Origin of the sequence: Cellulomonas cellasea (genome assembly GCF_006538745.1) — a bacterium.
In the GTDB taxonomy this organism is placed as follows: domain Bacteria; phylum Actinomycetota; class Actinomycetes; order Actinomycetales; family Cellulomonadaceae; genus Cellulomonas_A; species Cellulomonas_A cellasea.
This window is the reverse complement of record NZ_BJLR01000001.1, coordinates 230,521-247,161: the sequence shown is the minus strand read 5'-3', so window position 1 is coordinate 247,161 and position 16,641 is coordinate 230,521. Positions and strand designations below refer to the sequence as shown.

Here is a 16,641-nt window from a genome sequence, read left to right as displayed (position 1 = left end):
GATGGGGCTCGCGCTCGACGCCGCGCCTGCGCCGGACGCGCCGGGCGCCCGCGCCGACGGGTCCGGCGCCGAGCCCGTCGCGGCGGACGCGACCCGGTCCGCGGTCCTCGTCACCGCTGGCGAGCTGGCCGCGCTCCTCGCGCGGGACGGCGACGCGCACCCGGTCGTGCTCGACGTGCGCTGGGCGCTCGGGCGGTCCGACGGCGCCGAGCAGCACCGCGCGGGCCACGTGCCCGGCGCGGTCTACGTCGACCTTGAGACCGAGCTGGCGGCACCCCCGACGCCGCAGGCCGGGCGCCACCCCCTGCCGGACGTCGCGGCGCTGCAGGCCGCGGCCCGCCGGTGGGGCGTCCGCCAGGGGACGCCGGTCGTCGCCTACGACGCCGTGGGCGGGATGTCCGCGGCGCGCGCGTGGTGGCTGCTGCGCTGGGCCGGCCGCACCGACGTCCGGCTGCTCGACGGCGGGCTCGACGCGTGGGTCGCCGCCGGGGGAGCGCTCGAGCAGGGGGACGTCGTGCCCGAGCCCGGGGATGTCGAGCTCTCGGCCGGGCGGCTCCCGACGGTCGACGCCGACGAGGCAGCCGCGCTCGCCCGCGCCGGGACGCTGCTCGACGCGCGCGCACCGGAGCGCTACCGCGGCGAGGTCGAGCCCGTCGACCCCCGCGCCGGGCACGTGCCGGCGGCGCTCAGCGCACCGACCGCGGGCAACCTCGGCCCCGACGGCCGCTTCCTTCCCGCCGACGCGCTCCGTGAGCGGTTCGCGGCGCTCGGCGTGGGGCCGGGCCCGGGCGAGGTCGGGGTCTACTGCGGGTCGGGCGTGACGGCGGCGCACGAGGTCGCGGCGCTCGCGTCGATCGGCGTCGAGGCGCGGCTCTACCCCGGCTCGTGGTCGCAGTGGTCGAGCGACCCGGACCGTCCCGCGGCGACGGGCCCCGAGCCCGGCTGACCGGAGGCGGGCCGCGCGCCACCTATCCTGGACGGCATGTCTGGTGGACCGCTCGTGCTGGGGATCGAGACGTCGTGCGACGAGACCGGGGTCGCCCTCGTGCGCGCGCACGACGACCGCAGCGAGCTCCTCGTGGACGCCGTCGCGAGCTCGATGGACGAGCACGCGCGGTTCGGCGGGATCATCCCCGAGATCGCCTCGCGCGCCCACCTCGAGGCGATGGTGCCGACGATCGAGCGTGCGCTCTCGGAGGCCGGGGTCGCGCTGTCCGACGTCGACGCGGTCGCGGTGACCGCCGGCCCGGGGCTCGTCGGGCCCCTCACGCTCGGGGCGTCCGCCGCGAAGGCGCTGGCGCTCGGGCTCGGCGTCCCGCTGTACGGCGTGAACCACGTGATCGGGCACGCGGCCGTCGACGAGCTCGTCGACGGGCTGTTCCCGGACCGGGTCATGGCCCTCGTGGTCTCGGGCGGGCACTCGAGCCTGCTGCTCGTCGACGACGTCGTCACGGGCGTCACCGAGCTCGGCTCGACGCTCGACGACGCGGCGGGCGAGGCGTTCGACAAGGTCGGCCGCCTGCTGGGCCTCCCGTACCCGGGTGGCCCGCACATCGACCGGCTCGCGCGCGCGGGCGACCCGACGGCGATCCGCTTCCCGCGCGGCCTGACCGCGCCGAAGGACCAAGCGGCGCACGCGTACGACTTCTCGTTCTCGGGGCTGAAGACGGCGGTGGCCCGCTGGGTCGAGGCCCGCCAGGACGCCGGTCAGCCGCTGCCGCTCGAGGACGTCGCGGCGTCGTTCGCGGAGGCGGTGGCGGACGTGCTGACCGCGAAGACGATCGCCGCGTGCCGCCGGCACGACGTGTCGACGCTCGTGGTCGGCGGCGGCTTCTCGGCGAACTCCCAGCTGCGGGAGATGGCCGCGAAGCGCTGCGCCGAGGCGGGCATCGACCTGCGCATCCCGCCGATCCGGTACTGCACCGACAACGGGGCGATGATCGCGGCGCTGGGCGCGGCGGTCGTGCGGCGCGGGCTGCCCGCCTCGTCGCTCGACCTCGCGGTGGACTCGTCGATGCCGCTCACGCAGGTCCTGGTCTGAGCGCTGCCGGGCCGGGCCGGGCCGGGCCGGGGCCGTGGGTGCTGCGGCCGCCGCGACGCCTCAGGCGGGCTGCCGCGTGCGGCGCGGCAGGAGACGCCAGAGCCGGGAGCCCAGCGCGAACCCGACCGCCGCGAGGCCGCCGACGACGAGCGTGCCGCGCAGCGTGAGGCTCGTGGCGAGCGCGAGCTCGTCGTCCGTCGCCGTGATCGTCGTCGGGGCGCCCAGGTAGTCGAGCGTCACGGTCCCGCCGCCCTGCGCGAGCAGCGTGTCGCCTGCGCCACCCCAGTACGCGAGCAGGCAGACCCACGCACCGAGCAGGACGAGGCCCAGGACGATGCCGCCGTCCCAGTAGCGCGGCCGCTCCCGGTCGAGCTCGGCGTAGTAGCCGGCCGCGAGGCGACGCGGCGAGCCGAGGTCGCGCAGGGCCTGCCGCATGCCGGTGTCCGCCGCGGCCGCGTCGATCTCGGCGGTGAGGGACCGGGCGATCCGGCGGTAGTCCTTCGGCGGGTAGTCCTGCATCGCAAGCTCGAAGCGCAGGCGGTACCAGTCGCGGCGGAGGCGGTCGCGCAGACCGGGGCGCGCGGGGGCGGTGGTGGTCATGAGGACTCCTTGCTGAGCGCCGGGGCTCCGGGCAGGGCCCGGGTGAGCACCGTGTCGACGGTGGTGACGAGCCCGCGCCACGCGGCCACGGCGTCGCCGAGCTCGGTGCTGCCGGCGGCGGTGGGGACGTAGTACTTGCGGGCGGGGCCGGCGGGGGAGGCGACGAGCCGGGAGGCGATCAGGTCGTCGCGCTCGAGGCGGGCCAGCACCGGGTAGACGGTCCCCGTGGTGATGTCGGTGAGCCCGTCGGACTGGAGGCGGGTGACGAGCTCGTACCCGTAGGACTCGCGCTCGGTGAGGAGCGCCAGGACGAGGATCGGGAGCACCCCCTTGAGGAGCTGGGGGTCGCGGGGGGACTCGGGCATGGAAGAAGGCTATACCCGCTAGTCGGCATAACCAAGTAGTGGACGACGCGACATCGACGGCACGCCCGGAAGGGCGGGACTCAGAGCGGGCGGCCGGCCCGCATCTCCGCGACCAGGGCCGCGACCACCGCGTCGAGCTCGCCGCCGTGGCGACGCGCCACGGCGCGCTGGCGCTGGTACGAGGCGCCGCGTCGCAGGATGACCCGGACCGCGTCGAGCTCCGCGGTGCACCCGAGGCGCTCGGCGACCGGGGCGAGGTCCACGAGGAGGCGCTCGACCGCGTCGGTCACGAGCTCCTCGTCGCCCGCGGCGTTCACGATCACGATCGCGTCCATGCCGTAGCGCGCCGAGCGCCACTTGTTCTCCTGGACGAACCACGGCTGCATCGTCGGCAGCTCCTCGCCCCGGTCGAGCATCGAGGAGAAGCGCTCGACGAGGCAGTGCGTGAGCGCGGCCAGCGCCGTGACCTCGAGCAGGTTCGACGCGCCGTCGCACACCCGGGTCTCGATCGTGCCGAACCGCAGCGACGGCCGCACGTCCCAGCGCACCTCGTCGAACGCGTCGATCACGCCGGTGTGCAGCATGTCGGCGACGTAGTCCTCGAGCTGCTCCCAGCGCTCGAACTGGAACGGCAGCCCGGCGGTCGGCAGCTGCTGGAACATCAGCGCGCGGTTCGACGCGTAGCCGGTGTCCCGACCGCCCCAGAACGGGCTGGACGCCGAGAGCGACTGCAGGTGCGCGAAGCACGTGAGCAGCGCGCGCGAGATCGGCAGCACCTTCGAGCGGTCCTCGATGCCGACGTGGACGTGCACGCCGTAGATGAGCATCTGCCGGCCCCACCACTGGGTCCGGTCGATGAGCGTCGCGTAGCGCTGCTTGTCGGTGACCTTCTGCTGCGCCCACCGCGCGAACGGGTGCGTGCCCGCGCACATGAGCTCGACGCGCAGCGGGTCCGTGACCGCGCGGACCTCCTCGATCGCGCGCGCGAGGTCGGCGCCGGCCTCCCCGACGGTCCGGCACACCCCCGAGACGACCTCGACGGTGTTGAGCAGCAGCTCCTGGCGGATCGCGGGGTGCTCGCGCCCGTCCGCGGGGCGCACCGCGTCGAGCACCGTCTGGGCGACCTGGCGCAGGTCCCCGGAGTCGGCGTCGACGAGCGCGAGCTCCCACTCGAGGCCGACCGTCGAGCGCTCCGACCGCGCGAACGGCAGCTCGAGGCGGCTCATGCGCGGCCCTCGCCGGAGCCGGCAGCGCCGCTCGGGCCGTCGGGTCCGCCGGCGTCGCCCGTCGCGTGCACGGGTTCGACCACGAGCACCTGCTGCGTCCCCGCGACGCGCGTGAGCACGATGGTCGACTCGTGCGGCCCGCGCAGGTCGAGCTGACGCCGGAGCTGCTCGGGGACGACGGCGGTGCCGCGCTTCTTGATCGTGAGGCGCCCGACGCCGCGCTCGCGCAGGTAGGTGCGCAGGCGCTTGAGGCCGAAGGGCAGCGTGTCGTGCACCCGGTAGGCGGTGGCCACGGGGCTGTCGTGGAGCGCGTCGGACGTCACGTAGGCGATCGTGCGGTCCACGAGCCGTCCGTGCACGCGGGCCGCGACCTCGCCGACGAGCCCGGCGCGGATCACGGCGCCGTCCGGCTCGTAGAGGTACCCGCCCACGGGGCCGACGTCGGGGACCGGCGGGCCGTCGGGGCCGGCGCGCACGACGTGCGTGCCGCCGGCGCCGAGCACGAGCGCGCTGCGTCCGGGCCCCTCGGGGGCCAGCGGGCCGAACCACAGCCCGACCTCGACGACGTCGCCGTCGACCGAGACCCACTGCGCCTCGGCGTCGTCCGGCAGCGCGCTGTGCGGCAGCCCGGGGCCGAGCTTGAGCCCGAGCGAGGGCACGGTGGCGCGCAGGGCGAGCAGCGCGTCGAGCGACGGCGCGTACGCGTTCGGGTCGAACACCCGGCTGCCCGACGAGGTGCGCCGCGCCGGGTCGGCGTACAGGCCGTCGACCCCGTCCGCCGCGAAGTCCGTCACGAGCCCGTCCCCGTGGCGCACCTCGGCCTCGGGGAAGTGGCGCAGGTTGACCGTCGCGACCGACGCGGTGATCTCGTCGACGTCGGTCGCGAGCACCGTGAGGCCCATGCTCGCGAACGCCATCGAGTCGGCGCCCACCCCGCACGTGAGGTCCGCGACCTTGGTGGTCCCCGCGGCGGTGTACCGGCGCGCGTGGTGCGCCGCGACGACGAGCCGGGTCGCCTGCTCGAGCCCCGCGGGGGTGAAGAGCATGCCGTCGGCGAAGTCGCCGAACTTCGCGTGCGCCTTCGCGCGCAGCCGCGACTGGGTCAGCGCGGCCGCGACGAGCTCGGCGTCGATGCCCTCCTTGCGCAGGCGCTCGGAGAGCGCCATCGCACGGTGCTCGTCGTAGGGGGGCAGGGCGCTCAGCAGCGCCCAGCCCGTCGGGCTCAGGAGCTTGGCCAGGCCGGTGGCGTCCATGCCTGCGATCCTTCCACGCCCGGTTCACCCGGGCCGCCCCGGGCGCACGCGCGGCGTCCGTGCCGCGCCGGTCTGGCACTCGCCTTGACCGAGTGCTAACCGCTTCCTAGAGTGAGGCGCGCTGGCACTCTCCGGTGGAGTGTGCCAGCAAGCACCGGACGGCTCCCCGGCTCCCGCGACGACGGGCGGGCCACGACGGTGCGTCATGGACATCACTGAAGAACTCACATGCGAAGGGGAGGTCCGCTGTGTCGGTCTCCATCAAGCCGCTCGAGGACCGCATCGTCGTCAAGGCCCTCGAGGCCGAGCAGACCACGGCGTCCGGTCTCGTCATCCCGGACAGCGCCAAGGAGAAGCCCCAGGAGGGCGAGGTCCTGGCGGTCGGTCCCGGTCGCGTCGACGACAACGGGAACCGCGTCCCCCTGGACGTGGCCATCGGCGACAAGGTCATCTACAGCAAGTACGGCGGCACCGAGGTCAAGTACGACGGCGAGGAGTACCTCATCCTCTCGGCCCGCGACATCCTCGCGGTCGTCGTCAAGTGACACCGGGTCAGCGCTGCTGACCGCGTGACGGAGCCCCTCCCGGCCTGGCCGGGAGGGGCTCCGTCGTGCTCGGGGTGGGCGCGACACCCGGTAGGGCGGCGGGGCCCGCGCGAGCGTGGGTGTGGCCGGGGCTGCGAGCGCCCGCGGGGCGCGTGAGCCCGGGTCCGCGTACGGGCCCGGACATGCACGAAGCCCCTCCGGACGAACCAGGAGGGGCCTCGGCGACGTGGGCCCGCGGTCAGGCGGGCGGTGCTGCGGGGTCGTGCGGGTGCGGCGTGAGCGTCAGACGGCGGCCTGACGCGTCGACGGCCGGGCGAGGATCGCGGCGCGCTCGTCCTCGGAGAGCCCGCCCCAGACGCCGTACGGCTCGCGGACGGCGAGCGACTGCTCGCGGCACTCCTTGAGCACGGGGCACGTCGCGCAGATGGCCTTGGCGGCCTCGGCGCGGCGGCGGCGGGCCGAGCCACGCTCACCCTCCGGGTGGAAGAACAGGTTCTCGTCGGCGTCGCGGCAGGCGCCCTCGAACTGCCACTCCCACAGGTCCATCACCGGTCCGGGCAAACGCGAGATCTCAGCCATGGGGTCCTCCTTGACGAGCTGTGCGCCGGCGGGGGTCCGCAGGCGGAAAGTTGTGTCGACGAGAGCTCGGGAACCGCGAGCGGCCCTGATCTGCTGCGTCTGAGGCGAGACACTACAACCGAGTCAGAAGTTGTTCAAGCCCCCTGTTCGATATCGCGCCACGTCCGGGGCGTCGATGACCAACTTGGTCACGTGCCCGACTCGCTGCCGGAACGCGTTGGCGACCGAGTCAGGACCTGGGCACAATCGCTTCATGGCATCCGCGGACGAGTCCGGCTCGGCGTCCGCAGACCCCTCCCCGCCCGGCGCGGGAGAGGCGCCCGCGCTGACCGTCGCCGCCGTCGCCCGGCGGCTCGGGGTGGCTCCGGCGACGCTGCGGACCTGGGACCGGCGCTACGACCTGGGCCCGTCCGCGCACTCCGCGGGCTCGCACCGGCGCTACACCGCCGAGGACGTCGCGCGCCTGCTCGTCATGCGCGGGCTCACGCTCGACGGGGTCGCGCCGTCCGAGGCGGCCCGGGTCGCACGCGAGTCGCACGTCCAGGCCGACGTCGACGGCCTCACCACACCGGCGACCCCGCGGTCCGCCGCGCCGGCCGAGCGTCGCGACGCGTCGGTCCCCGTGACGCCCACGCTCGTGGTCGACGCCGCGCTGCGCGGGGACGAGGCAGCCGTGCGCCGGCTGCTCGCGACGCCCGAGCCCGGGGGGGTGCTCGCGTGGTGGACGGAGCTCGTCGAGCCGGCCCGCCAGGCGATCGCGTCGCGCACCGTGCTCGCCCGTGCGGGTGAGGACGCCGACGCGCTCGTGGTCGCCGCGGTGCTGGCCGGGCTGCGCGCCCGCACCGCGCCGCTGCAGCACGCGCACGTCGCGGGCCGACGCGTCGTGCTGCTGCTCGCGCCGCCGGGGGAGGAGCGCCCGCTCGTGCTGCACATGCTCGCGGCGGCGTTCGCCGAGCAGTCGGTCGACGCGCGCATCGTGGCCGGGCGCATCGAGCAGAACCGCCTCGTCGAGATCGCGACGATGACGCGGCCCGCCGCGGTCGTGCTCGTGAGCGTCGGGGAGGCCCCCGACCTCGACGTCGTCGCGGCGCTCGCGGCGGCGCACCCGCAGGTCCCGCAGTTCGTGCACGTGCCCCACGACGCGGCCGCGGAGCACGTCCCGCTCGACCGGACGGTGCACCGCTCGCGGTCGCTCCCGGGCCTGTTGCACGAGGTCCTGGCCGTGAGCGCTTGACGGACGTCTGTCCAGCTTTGGGCCCCCGGGCCCGCCCTTTCACCCGTTCGGTGGACTAACCTTGCGGAGCGCTGCGTCGATACACAGTCGACGGCCGACGGATGCTCCGCGGCCAGGAGGAGGGATCTGATGGCTGGAGTCGTGGTCTGTCACGGCTCGACGACGGTGCGCGAGCGCCTCGTCCTGACGGCCCTCGGGGTCCCCTCGCTCGCACCTGTCCGGGCCGCGGCCTCGGTCGACGAGCTGGTGACCCTCGCGCGGCGCATGCCGCCGACCATCGTGCTGCTCGACGCGCACCTCGGTGGCGTCGGACCGATCGAGGCGATCCGTCGCCTGCGCTCGGTCTCGGGCGCCACCACGGTCGTGCTGCTCGCGACGCCCGGTGACGAGGTCGCGCTCGACCGCGCGATCGCGATCGGCGCACGCGGCTACCTCGCGCCCGACGTCGGGCGCGCCGAGCTCTCCGCGGTCGCCGCGCACGTGCTCGCGACCCCGGTCCTGCCCGCATCCGTCCCGGTCGGCGCGCGCACCGAGCCCTCGACGGGCGTGATCGAGGCGCTCACCGAGGTCCCCGCGCAGCCGCACGCACCCGAGACGGTCTCGCTCACCAAGCGCGAGATCGAGGTGCTCATCGGCATGAGCAACGGCCGGTCGAACTCCCAGATCGGCGCCGAGCTGTTCCTGTCCGAGGACACCGTCAAGACGCACGCGCGCCGCCTGTTCCGCAAGCTCGGCGCCGCCGACCGCGCGCAGGCCGTCGCGATCGGGCTGCGCCGCGGGCTCATCCGCTGACGCGTCGCACGCTGCTCGGAAGCCGCGGACGGCCTGCGATCGGCGCGGGGTCGGCTCGGTCGTGACGCGCTCGCGACCCGGTCCCGACGGGCTGTCCGTGTGACGGTCGGCACCTCGGAGGGCGGGGCCCCGCGGCGTATCATCGCCGGATGAGCGACGCTGGCACCCCCGGATCCGCTGCGCCGGCCGACCCGTTCGGCTACATCGGCCTGACCTACGACGACGTGCTCCTGCTCCCCGGGGAGACGGACGTCATCCCGAGCGAGGTCGACACCACGACCCGCCTCACGCGCGAGATCTCGATCGCCATCCCGCTGCTGTCCGCGGCGATGGACACGGTCACCGAGTCGCGCATGGCGATCGCGATGGCCCGCCAGGGCGGCATCGGGATCCTGCACCGCAACCTGTCCATCCAGGACCAGGCGCACCAGGTCGAGCTCGTGAAGCGCTCGGAGTCGGGCATGGTCACCGACCCGGTCACGGTCGGGCCGGACGCGACGCTCGCCGAGCTCGACGCGCTGTGCGGCAAGTACCGCGTCTCGGGCCTGCCGGTCGTCGACGACGAGCAGCGCCTGCTCGGCATCATCACCAACCGCGACCTGCGCTTCGTCTCCTCCTCGGAGTACGAGACCCGCACGGTCCGCGAGGTCATGACCCGGATGCCGCTCATCACGGCGCCCGTGGGCATCGAGCGCGACGACGCCGCCGCGCTGCTCGCGAAGCACAAGATCGAGAAGCTGCCGCTGGTCGACGCCGCGGGCGTGCTGCGCGGGCTCATCACCGTCAAGGACTTCGTGAAGTCCGAGCAGTACCCGCTCGCCACGAAGGACGGCGAGAGCCGGCTCGTGGTCGGCGCCGCGGTCGGCTTCTTCGGCGACGCGTGGGACCGGGTCACGACGCTCGTCGAGGCCGGGGTCGACGTGCTCGTGGTCGACACGGCCAACGGCCACGCGCGCCTCATGCTCGACATGGTGCGCAAGATCAAGTCCGACCCCGCGACGCGCGGCGTCCAGGTCATCGGCGGCAACATCGCGACGCGCGAGGGCGCCCAGGCGCTCGTCGACGCGGGCGTCGACGCGGTCAAGGTCGGCGTCGGGCCGGGCTCGATCTGCACGACGCGCGTCGTCGCCGGGGTCGGCGTGCCGCAGGTCAGCGCGATCTACGCGGCGTCGCTGGCGGCGAAGCCCGCGGGCGTGCCGGTGATCGGCGACGGCGGCCTGCAGTACTCGGGCGACATCGCCAAGGCGCTCGTCGCGGGCGCGGACTCGGTCATGCTCGGCGGGCTGCTCGCCGGGTGCGACGAGTCCCCGGGCGACCTCGTCTTCGTCAACGGCAAGCAGTTCAAGCGCTACCGCGGCATGGCCTCGCTCGGGGCGATGCAGTCGCGCGGCGACCGCCGCTCGTACTCCAAGGACCGCTACTTCCAGGGTGACCTGTCCGACGACGAGATCATCACCGAGGGCATCGAGGGCCAGGTCCCGTACCGCGGCCCGCTCGCGGCGGTCTCCCACCAGCTCGTCGGCGGCCTGCACCAGTCGATGTTCTACGTCGGTGCGCGGACCGTCCCCGAGCTGCAGGCGCGCGGCAGGTTCGTGCGGATCACGTCGGCGGGGCTCAAGGAGTCCCACCCGCACGACGTGCAGATGATCTCCGAGGCGCCGAACTACTCCTCGCGCTGACGTCCCTCGACGCCGGGTCGCCCCACGCGGGCGGCCCGGCGTCGTCACGCCGCTGTCGTCGCGCCCGGGCCGTCGCGTCGCCCGGTGTGGCGCAGCGAGGTCGGCCCGTGGGCCCCGCTCAGCCCACCGTGACGGGTGCGCCGGGGGCCGGCGCGTCATCGAGCGGCACGCCGTCGGTCGGGACGCGCGTCGGCCACGTCGTCTCGGCGCCCGGACCCTCGAGCCCGCGGTCCGCGCGCCAGGCGTTGAAGCTCTCGGCCCACGCGCGGTGCGCGGTCACCTGGTACTCGTGCAGCGTCTCGAGGTCGAGCGTGCGCAGGTGCGGGAACCGGCCGACGAGGCGGTCGAGCACGTCGAGGGTCGCCACGACGTCGACGTCGGCGGTGTGCAGCGCGCCCGGGTCGACGACCTCGTAGTGCCCGCACAGGTCGACGAGCTTGCGCCGCCCGGGCCGGTAGCGGTCCTCGTGGCGGTCGAGGACGAGCGGGTCGATCACGGGTCCGACGGCGCGGCCGAGGCGCGCGGACATCGGGCGCAGGCCGTGGCGGCGCAGCTCGGCGTCGAGCAGGCACAGGTCGAACGAGGCGTTGTAGGCGACGACGGGCGTGCCCTCGCGCAGCGCGGCGGCGAGCTCGGCCGCGATCTCCTCGAGCGCGGTCGCCGGGTCCGCGCCGTGGGTCCGGGCGTGCTCGGTCGAGATGCCGTGGATCGCGGCCGCCTCGGCGGGGATCTCGACGCCCGGGTCGACCAGCCAGGTCCGCACGTGCGTGCCACGCGCGTCCCGGCGCACGAGCGCGGCGGTGACGATGCGGTCGAGCTCGACGTCGACGCCGGTCGTCTCGGTGTCGAAGCCCACGAGGGGGCCCTGCGTCCAGCTCATCGTCGTGCTCCTCGCTCGCCCTGCTCGTGCTGCGCGCCGTCGGCGGCGCTCGTCGTCCACCCGCGCGCCCCCCGCGCCGCGGCTCGCGCCCACAGTGCCAGCGGGCACCGACACGGAGCGGGACGGCACGCCGGTAACCTGGACCGGTGAGCAACGAGATCGAGATCGGGCGCGGCAAGCGGGGGCGCCGGGCGTACTCCTTCGACGACATCGCGGTGGTGCCCTCGCGGCGCACGCGCGACCCCGAGGAGGTCTCGGTCAGCTGGCAGATCGATGCGTACCAGTTCGAGCTGCCGGTGGTCGCGGCGCCGATGGACTCGGTCATGAGCCCCGCGACGGCCGTCGCGCTGGGCCGGGCCGGCGGCCTCGGCGTGCTCGACCTCGAGGGCATCTGGACGCGCTACGAGTCGCCCGAGCCGCTGCTCGCGGAGATCGCGGAGCTCGACGCGGCGGACGCGACCGCCCGCATGCAGGAGATCTACGCGGCGCCGATCGACGCCGACCTCATCGCGCTGCGCCTCAAGGAGATCCGCGCTGCGGGCGTCACGGTCGCCGGCGCGCTGTCGCCGCAGCGCACGCGCGAGTTCTCCAAGGTCGTCGTCGACGCCGGGGTCGACCTGTTCGTCATCCGCGGGACCACGGTCTCGGCCGAGCACGTCTCGGGCCGCGCGGAGCCGCTCAACCTCAAGCGCTTCATCTACGAGCTCGACGTCCCCGTCATCGTCGGCGGCGCGTCGACGTACACCGCGGCGCTGCACCTCATGCGCACCGGCGCGGCCGGCGTGCTCGTCGGCTTCGGCGGCGGCGCGGCGCACACCACGCGCACGTCGCTCGGCATCCACGCGCCGATGGCGACCGCGGTCGCGGACGTCGCGGCCGCGCGGCGCGACTACCTCGACGAGTCGGGCGGCCGCTACGTGCACGTCATGGCCGACGGCGGCGTCGGGCGCTCGGGCGACATCGTCAAGGCGATCGCGTGCGGCGCGGACGCGGTCATGCTCGGGGCGGCGCTCGCCCGCGCGACCGAGGCGCCCGGCAAGGGCTGGCACTGGGGACCCGAGGCGCACCACCCGCAGCTGCCGCGCGGCGAGCGGGTCCGGGTCGGCTCGTCGGGCACGCTCGAGCAGGTGCTCTTCGGCCCCGGCCACACCGCCGACGGCACGCTCAACCTCATCGGGGCGCTGCGCCGCTCGATGGCGACGACGGGCTACTCGGACCTCAAGGAGCTCCAGCGCGTCGAGGTCGTCGTCTCGCCGTACCAGCCGCAGTGACACCCCGCCCGGCGGGGACCGGCCGGGCTCGCGGGAGCGCGGCGGGTCCACGCCGGGGGGCGGAATGCCCGACTACCCTGGCCGGATGGCGCACGACGACGAGCCCGTCCAGCTGATCGACCCCGAGACCGACCCGCTCGCGACGTACGTGCTCGAGCCGGACGACGTCCGCACGCTCCTCGCGCGCGTCGTGACGTCGCCGGGGCACGAGACACGCACGACGTACGCCCCGTTCACGGGCGGCCCCATCGCGGCGGTGCCGCTCTCGACGCCCGACGACGTCGCACGCGCGGTCCGGTCGGCGCGCCGCGCGCAGCACACGTGGGCCGCGCTGCCGCTGCGTCGCCGCGCCGCGGTGCTGCTGCGCCTGCACGACCTCGTGCTCGCGCACCAGAGCGACGTCCTCGACCTGATCCAGCTCGAGAACGGCAAGTCGCGGGCGAGCGCGTACGAGGAGGTCGTCGACGTGGCGATCGTCGCGCGGCACTACGCCGTCCGGGCCCGCTCCTACCTCGCGCCCCGGCGCAGCGGCGGGATCCTGCCCGGGCTGACGGGCACGCGCGTGCTGCGGCACCCGCTCGGGGTCGTCGGCGTCGTCGCGCCGTGGAACTTCCCCCTGACGCTCGCGCTGAGCGACGTGCTGCCGGCGCTCGTCGCGGGCAACGCCGTCGTGCTGCGCCCGGACCCGCAGACCGCGCTGACCGCGCTGTGGGCGGCCGAGCAGCTCGAGGCCGCGGGGCTCCCGCCCGGGGTGCTCCAGGTCGTCGTCGGCGACGGGCCCACGGTCGGGGCGGCCGTCGTCGAGCACGTCGACCAGGTGAGCTTCACGGGCTCGACCGCGACCGGCCGGGTCGTCGCCCAGCGCGCGGCCGAGCGGCTCATCCCCGCGACGCTCGAGCTCGGCGGCAAGAACCCGATGTACGTCGCCGACGACGTCGACGTCGAGACGGCCGCCGAGGGCGCGGTGCGGGCGTGCTTCGCGAGCACCGGGCAGCTGTGCGTGTCGATCGAGCGGCTCTACGTGCACGAGGCCGTCGCCGAGGAGTTCCTCGCGGCATTCGTCCGGCGCACGCGCGCGCTGTCGCTCGGCGCGGGGCTCGACTACGTGGCGGACGTCGGCTCGCTCACGTCGGCCGCGCAGCTCGCGACCGTCGTCGAGCACGTCGAGGACGCCCTGACCCACGGGGCGCGCGTGCTCGCGGGCGGCGTCCACCGCACCGACCTCGGGCCGTTCTTCTACGAGCCGACGATCCTCGACGGCGTCACCGAGGACGCCCGGGTGCACCGCGAGGAGACGTTCGGGCCGGTCGTGTCGGTGTACCGCGTCGCGTCCGACGACGAGGCGGTCGCCGCGATGAACGACAGCGACCTCGGGCTCAACGCGAGCGTCTGGACGCGGAGCACGCGGCGCGGGGCGGCCCTCGCGGCGCGGGTCCGGGCCGGCACGGTCAACGTCAACGAGGGCTACGCCGCGGCATGGACGTCGATGGGTGCGCCGCAGGGCGGCCGCGGGCAGTCCGGCACGGGGCACCGGCACGGTCCGGAGGGCCTGTGGGCGACGACCGCGACGCAGACGGTCGCGGTGCAGCGCGGGGTGCACGGCCTCGCCGGGGTGCCGGGGATCGGGCTGCGTCGGGTCTACGAGCTCGACGCCGAGCAGTGGACGTCGATGCTGACCGGCGCGCTGCGGGTCATGAAGGCGCTGCGCCGGCCGTGACCGGCGCCGGGGCCTGACTCTGCCTGCCAGCCGCAGCCTCCGCGGTGCGCCCTCACGGTGTTGGCCCGAACCCGGCGTCCGATGTGCCCGGGACGCGTAGTGTGCCCCGGGCGCAGGGGGTCGACCGGGCCGATCACGAAGCTCACGGAGGACGAATGGGTTCCGCACGAACGCGCAGTTCACGAGGGTCGGTGATCGTCGGAGCGGTGCTCGCGCTGGTGGCGGGGCTCCTCGTGGCGCCAGGGACGGCGCACGCGGCCACGACGACCTACACCGCGGACAACAGCATCTTCCCCAACCCCGAACGCGGGTTCCGCGACAGCGTCGACATCCTGCGGTTGTCCGCCGCGGAGATACGGTCCGCCAGGACGACGAACAGCATCACCCTGCTGCACTCGTACCTGCGCCTCGACGCGTTCCGCACGTCGGACATCGACCGGGCCACGCTCGACGGGCTGTCCGCCGGCCTCGCGACGGCGCGCGCGAACGGTGCCAAGGTGGTCCTCCGTGCCTCGTACAACTTCGGGCCCTACCCCGACTCCCAGCCCGACGCGTCGGAGGGCTGGATCGCCAGGCACCTCGACCAGCTGGCCCCGGTGCTCGCCGCGAACGCGGACGTGATCGCGTTCATCGAGGCCGGCTTCATCGGAGCGTGGGGGGAGTGGCACACCTCGACCCACGGGCACGACACGAACGTCGACGCCAAGGTGCGGATCCTCAAGAACATCCTCGCGGCGGCTTCCAGCGAGCAGGTCGCGCTGCGCTACCCGAGCGACGTGCGCCTCATGCAGTCCCGCCTGGGCTCGGCCGAGCTCAACCGCATCGGCAGCCACCTTGACTGCTACGGCGCCTCGGACCCGGGCGACATGGGGACGTGGGGCCGCGACGGCAGCACGCCCCAGGCGGACAAGGCGCTCATCGCGGCGGTCGGGGTCGACCGCTTCGTCGGGGGCGAGACCTGCAACCACGTGAACACGACGCGGGCCGACTGCACGACCGCGCTGGCCGAGATGCCGGCCATGCACTTCACGCAGCTGAACATCGAGTACGAGCCCACGGTCATCCAGAACTACCGTGACCAGGGGTGCTTCGACACGATGCAGCGGAACTTCGGTTACCGGCTGCGCGTCACGACCGCCACGTATCCCACGAGCCTCAGTCCGGGTGGCGTGCTGCCGCTCGAGATCGACGTCACGAACTCCGGGTGGGCCTCCGTCCTCAACCCCCGACCCGTTTTCGCCGTGCTGGACGGTCCGGGCGGCACGTTCCCGATCGCGATGTCGGCGGACCCGCGGACGTGGGAGTCAGGTCAGGACACCAGGATCAGTCAGAGCGTCACCGTGCCGTCGAACGTCCCGGCCGGGACCTACCGACTGGCGCTGTGGCTGCCGGACGAGGCCACCGCCCTGCGCGGTGATCCCCGCTACAGCATCCGGCTCGCCAACACCGGCACATGGGACGCGGCGACGGGCCTGAACGTCCTCGCGACCGGCATCACGGTGGGCGCGCAGTCCGACACGACGCCGCCGTCCGTGCCGACCGGTGTCCGGGCGACGGTGAGCGGCTCGTCCGCGACGGTCGCGTGGACCGCGTCCAGCGACGCCGCGGGCGGATCGGGCGTGGCGGGACACGAGGTGCTCCGCGGGGGCACGGTCGTCGGCACGGTCGGGCCTGACGTGACGACGTTCACGCAGACGGGCCTGCCCGCCGGCGCCTACAGCTATACGGTGCGCGCCTACGACGGTGCCGGGAACCGCTCGGCCGCGTCTGCAGCCGCGACCGTCACTGTCGCCGCCACGGCCGGTGTGACCCGGCTCGTGCTCGACAACTACGACGGCAACCCGGCATGGGGCACCGGCCGGAACGACCTCGCGAGATGGACGGGTGCCAACGCGTTCGCGAACGGGTCCGGTGCCGGCGTGATCAGCGGTGGAGCGCTGCGGCTGCAGTACGCCCGCACCGGCTGGTTCGGCTCGGACATCACCCGTGACCTGAGCGACCGGTCGGTCATGGTCGTCCGGGTCCGCGGCCTCATGGGCGGTGAGCAGAACCACATCGGCGTCTCGATCGGTGGTGTCACCAAGCGGTTCAGCGAGTACTCCACCAGCAGCGGAGGGAACGCCGTCATCACGCCCGCGTTCCAGGACATCCGCATCCCGCTGGTGGCCAACGGGATCAACCGTGCCGCGCCGGGTCAGCTGGCGCTGAGCTTTTGGCACGGCGGGAGCAGCACCGTCTGGATCGACGAGATCCGGTTCGAGTAGGCACGGCGCGGCGGCGAGAGCGCCGCCTGCACCGTTCCGCTCGTCGTGAGGCCGGCCGGGGTTCCGGCCGGCCTCACGCGCGTGCGCTCCTCGTCGGGCGACGCGTCATCCACGCGCTCGAAGGGCCGGGCGCACAGGTCCCGGTCGTGCCTCACATGGGCGGCCTACCCGCACATGTCGCGGGAGGGCGCGCTC

Annotated in this window: 15 protein-coding genes; 9 read left to right on the top strand and 6 right to left on the bottom strand. The window is 74.6% G+C overall.

Going from position 1 to position 16,641, the window contains the following annotated elements; translation table 11 throughout:
- Position 1: 1 nt before the first annotated feature.
- Positions 2-946, top strand: a complete 945-nt coding sequence (locus CCE01nite_RS21925) for a sulfurtransferase (protein WP_428829498.1) — start codon at positions 2-4, stop codon at positions 944-946.
- Positions 947-982: 36 nt separating this feature from the next.
- Complete coding sequence (gene tsaD / locus CCE01nite_RS01045) at positions 983-2,041, top strand: tRNA (adenosine(37)-N6)-threonylcarbamoyltransferase complex transferase subunit TsaD (RefSeq protein ID WP_034629122.1); 1,059 nt, start codon at positions 983-985, stop codon at positions 2,039-2,041.
- Between the two features lie 60 nt (positions 2,042-2,101).
- Here tsaD and CCE01nite_RS01040 read toward each other — a convergent pair whose 3' ends face one another.
- The 4 genes from CCE01nite_RS01040 to CCE01nite_RS01025 all read right to left on the bottom strand — a co-directional run bounded on the left by CCE01nite_RS01040 (position 2,102) and on the right by CCE01nite_RS01025 (position 5,485).
- Positions 2,102-2,641, bottom strand: a complete 540-nt coding sequence (locus CCE01nite_RS01040; RefSeq protein ID WP_034629119.1) for an HAAS signaling domain-containing protein — start codon at positions 2,639-2,641, stop codon at positions 2,102-2,104.
- Entirely contained in the window at positions 2,638-3,006 is a 369-nt protein-coding gene (locus tag CCE01nite_RS01035; RefSeq protein WP_034629113.1) for a PadR family transcriptional regulator, read from the bottom strand. The genes CCE01nite_RS01040 and CCE01nite_RS01035 overlap by 4 nt, the downstream gene beginning before the upstream one ends.
- An 80-nt stretch (positions 3,007-3,086) precedes the next feature.
- On the bottom strand, positions 3,087-4,232 hold the full coding sequence (locus tag CCE01nite_RS01030) for a glutamate--cysteine ligase (RefSeq protein ID WP_034629107.1): 1,146 nt from the start codon (positions 4,230-4,232) through the stop codon (positions 3,087-3,089).
- Positions 4,229-5,485 (bottom strand): class I SAM-dependent methyltransferase, encoded by a 1,257-nt coding sequence (locus tag CCE01nite_RS01025; protein ID WP_169744015.1) that lies wholly within the window; start codon positions 5,483-5,485, stop codon positions 4,229-4,231. Before CCE01nite_RS01025 ends, CCE01nite_RS01030 begins: the two co-directional genes overlap by 4 nt.
- 248 nt (positions 5,486-5,733) lie before the next feature.
- On the opposite strand from CCE01nite_RS01025, the gene groES reads away from it, so the two are divergent.
- A complete protein-coding gene (gene groES, locus CCE01nite_RS01020) occupies positions 5,734-6,030 on the top strand; it encodes a co-chaperone GroES (protein WP_034629101.1) in 297 nt (98 codons plus the stop codon).
- 282 nt (positions 6,031-6,312) lie between these two features.
- Here groES and CCE01nite_RS01015 read toward each other — a convergent pair whose 3' ends face one another.
- The gene (locus tag CCE01nite_RS01015) at positions 6,313-6,609 is read right to left on the bottom strand and encodes a WhiB family transcriptional regulator (RefSeq protein ID WP_034629095.1); all 297 of its coding nucleotides are present in this window, start codon (positions 6,607-6,609) and stop codon (positions 6,313-6,315) included.
- Positions 6,610-6,862: 253 nt separating this feature from the next.
- Here CCE01nite_RS01015 and CCE01nite_RS01010 point away from each other — a divergent pair, with 253 nt between their 5' ends.
- From CCE01nite_RS01010 to guaB, 3 genes are all read left to right on the top strand, one after another.
- Complete coding sequence (locus CCE01nite_RS01010) at positions 6,863-7,843, top strand: MerR family transcriptional regulator (protein ID WP_034629089.1); 981 nt, start codon at positions 6,863-6,865, stop codon at positions 7,841-7,843.
- 129 nt (positions 7,844-7,972) lie between these two features.
- Positions 7,973-8,635 (top strand): response regulator transcription factor, encoded by a 663-nt coding sequence (locus CCE01nite_RS01005; protein ID WP_034629084.1) that lies wholly within the window; start codon positions 7,973-7,975, stop codon positions 8,633-8,635.
- 149 nt (positions 8,636-8,784) lie between these two features.
- Positions 8,785-10,314, top strand: a complete 1,530-nt coding sequence (guaB, locus tag CCE01nite_RS01000) for an IMP dehydrogenase (RefSeq protein ID WP_034629078.1) — start codon at positions 8,785-8,787, stop codon at positions 10,312-10,314.
- A 118-nt stretch (positions 10,315-10,432) separates the two neighbouring features.
- Here guaB and CCE01nite_RS00995 read toward each other — a convergent pair whose 3' ends face one another.
- Complete coding sequence (locus CCE01nite_RS00995; RefSeq protein ID WP_052104048.1) at positions 10,433-11,194, bottom strand: exonuclease domain-containing protein; 762 nt, start codon at positions 11,192-11,194, stop codon at positions 10,433-10,435.
- Between the two features lie 146 nt (positions 11,195-11,340).
- On the opposite strand from CCE01nite_RS00995, the gene CCE01nite_RS00990 reads away from it, so the two are divergent.
- The 3 genes from CCE01nite_RS00990 to CCE01nite_RS00980 all read left to right on the top strand — a co-directional run bounded on the left by CCE01nite_RS00990 (position 11,341) and on the right by CCE01nite_RS00980 (position 16,446).
- The gene (locus CCE01nite_RS00990; protein WP_141371852.1) at positions 11,341-12,465 is read left to right on the top strand and encodes a GuaB3 family IMP dehydrogenase-related protein; all 1,125 of its coding nucleotides are present in this window, start codon (positions 11,341-11,343) and stop codon (positions 12,463-12,465) included.
- A gap of 85 nt (positions 12,466-12,550) precedes the next feature.
- Positions 12,551-14,182: a succinic semialdehyde dehydrogenase gene (locus CCE01nite_RS00985; RefSeq protein WP_034629073.1), complete on the top strand. Its 1,632-nt coding sequence runs from the start codon at positions 12,551-12,553 to the stop codon at positions 14,180-14,182.
- A gap of 191 nt (positions 14,183-14,373) precedes the next feature.
- Entirely contained in the window at positions 14,374-16,446 is a 2,073-nt protein-coding gene (locus tag CCE01nite_RS00980; protein ID WP_052104046.1) for a DUF4832 domain-containing protein, read from the top strand.
- The last annotated feature ends 195 nt before the right edge of the window (positions 16,447-16,641 follow it).

What these genes read in the sequence shown, in the direction of transcription:
- CCE01nite_RS01040 (WP_034629119.1), bottom strand. Translation starts at nt 2,641, where the DNA reads ATGACCACCACCGCCCCCGCGCGCCCCGGTCTGCGCGACCGCCTCCGC.
- CCE01nite_RS01035 (WP_034629113.1), bottom strand. Translation starts at nt 3,006, where the DNA reads ATGCCCGAGTCCCCCCGCGACCCCCAGCTCCTCAAGGGGGTGCTCCCG.
- CCE01nite_RS01025 (WP_169744015.1), bottom strand. Translation starts at nt 5,485, where the DNA reads ATGGACGCCACCGGCCTGGCCAAGCTCCTGAGCCCGACGGGCTGGGCG.
- CCE01nite_RS21925 (WP_428829498.1), top strand. Translation starts at nt 2, where the DNA reads ATGGGGCTCGCGCTCGACGCCGCGCCTGCGCCGGACGCGCCGGGCGCC.
- CCE01nite_RS01015 (WP_034629095.1), bottom strand. Translation starts at nt 6,609, where the DNA reads ATGGCTGAGATCTCGCGTTTGCCCGGACCGGTGATGGACCTGTGGGAG.
- CCE01nite_RS00985 (WP_034629073.1), top strand. Translation starts at nt 12,551, where the DNA reads ATGGCGCACGACGACGAGCCCGTCCAGCTGATCGACCCCGAGACCGAC.
- CCE01nite_RS01005 (WP_034629084.1), top strand. Translation starts at nt 7,973, where the DNA reads ATGGCTGGAGTCGTGGTCTGTCACGGCTCGACGACGGTGCGCGAGCGC.
- tsaD (WP_034629122.1), top strand. Translation starts at nt 983, where the DNA reads ATGTCTGGTGGACCGCTCGTGCTGGGGATCGAGACGTCGTGCGACGAG.
- CCE01nite_RS01010 (WP_034629089.1), top strand. Translation starts at nt 6,863, where the DNA reads ATGGCATCCGCGGACGAGTCCGGCTCGGCGTCCGCAGACCCCTCCCCG.
- CCE01nite_RS01030 (WP_034629107.1), bottom strand. Translation starts at nt 4,232, where the DNA reads ATGAGCCGCCTCGAGCTGCCGTTCGCGCGGTCGGAGCGCTCGACGGTC.
- guaB (WP_034629078.1), top strand. Translation starts at nt 8,785, where the DNA reads ATGAGCGACGCTGGCACCCCCGGATCCGCTGCGCCGGCCGACCCGTTC.
- CCE01nite_RS00995 (WP_052104048.1), bottom strand. Translation starts at nt 11,194, where the DNA reads ATGAGCTGGACGCAGGGCCCCCTCGTGGGCTTCGACACCGAGACGACC.